Genomic DNA, 1,151 nt, shown 5'->3' with positions numbered 1-1,151 from the left:
ATTGCACGTGTAGACAGCGCTAATAGCAATAATGGCTGGGCAGAAGGTTCTATGACAGATTCTAAGGCATTGACTTGGCAAGCACTAATACCGCATCAAATTAAGTTTTTAGAAGGGCAGGCCAAAAATGACATCGTATTAGTTGGTCGTTATAAACAGTGGCTTGGCATGCTTACTAAAGGCTACAGCGAAGCGCAAATACTATGGGAAAGTATCAAACGAGAAAAAAACAAAGCGACTATTATTAATGCACTACAGGTAAGTGCACAGTCATAATAGTCGCCTTTACTTTTAATAATTATAAAGCTTCTTGAAGCTGCTTAAATTGCTACGAAACTAAGTGCTAATCCGAATCGCTAAATAAAACAGCATCAAACAGCATACGATTGACAATACCCAAAGTACTGAACGAAACATCGATAAGTTGGCAACATAGGCCACTCCATAACCAATACGAATCAGCACATATAGCCATGCCAATGTATTTATAATCGATTGCGGAACAAAGAACAACATCGCAACTAATACCGCTGCCAAAAATACTGGCAAGGTCTCATAGCTATTCTGTTGTGCTGCATTAGCACGTGCTGCTGCTCCTGTCGTACGTTGTAAGAAATCACGAGGATGCGCATTGTCAGCCAATCTAAAGCCAACAATGGCTTTTGCTGTCATTGCCATGGCTAATGGTAGCAGACTTGCAACCACCATCGCCCAAATTGCGGCGGCAGCGGTGTCAGGGATTAACCCAAATAATGCACTCATAGTTATCTCTACCCTTACCCTGCAATAACTTCAAAGTCATGAGTAACATTTACCCCGCCTTGTACCAACATCCGACTGGCTGAGCAGTATTTTTCTGCTGACAAGTGAATGGCCTTTTCAACTTGTTTATCTTTGATATCTTGACCAGTGACCACAAAGTGCATATGAATATCAGTATATACCGCTGGTACGGTCTCAGCGCGTTGTGCCGTCAATTCACAGCGCACGTCCGTCACATCTTGGCGAGACTTTTGCAGAATTGCAACAACGTCATAACTGGCGCAACCTCCTAGCCCCAATAGTATCAACTCCATTGGGCTGGCACCTTTTTCTTTATCGGCATCAATTTGGACGTTATGCCCCGATGGCGACACACCCATAAATGCTTT

2 protein-coding genes and 1 pseudogene are annotated in these 1,151 nt (G+C 43.1%); 1 reads left to right on the top strand and 2 read right to left on the bottom strand.

Annotated features, from left to right (window positions below; genetic code table 11):
* Window positions 1–276: pseudogene (locus ACS8FD_RS15920) on the top strand (tRNA dihydrouridine(16) synthase DusC); the annotation flags it as partial.
* 60 nt (window positions 277–336) lie between these two features.
* Here the strand turns inward: ACS8FD_RS15920 and ACS8FD_RS15915 are convergent.
* Both ACS8FD_RS15915 and ACS8FD_RS15910 read right to left on the bottom strand, forming a co-directional pair.
* Window positions 337–762 (bottom strand): MAPEG family protein, encoded by a 426-nt coding sequence (locus ACS8FD_RS15915; RefSeq protein ID WP_439263110.1) that lies wholly within the window; start codon window positions 760–762, stop codon window positions 337–339.
* 14 nt (window positions 763–776) lie between these two features.
* The coding region (locus ACS8FD_RS15910; RefSeq protein WP_439276563.1) for an OsmC family protein at window positions 777–1,151 on the bottom strand (375 nt) is incomplete at its 5' end.

It is taken from the genome of Psychrobacter sp. 1U2, assembly GCF_051847575.1.
Note: the sequence above shows the minus strand (reverse complement) of the source record. Positions and strands in the feature narration are given on the sequence as shown.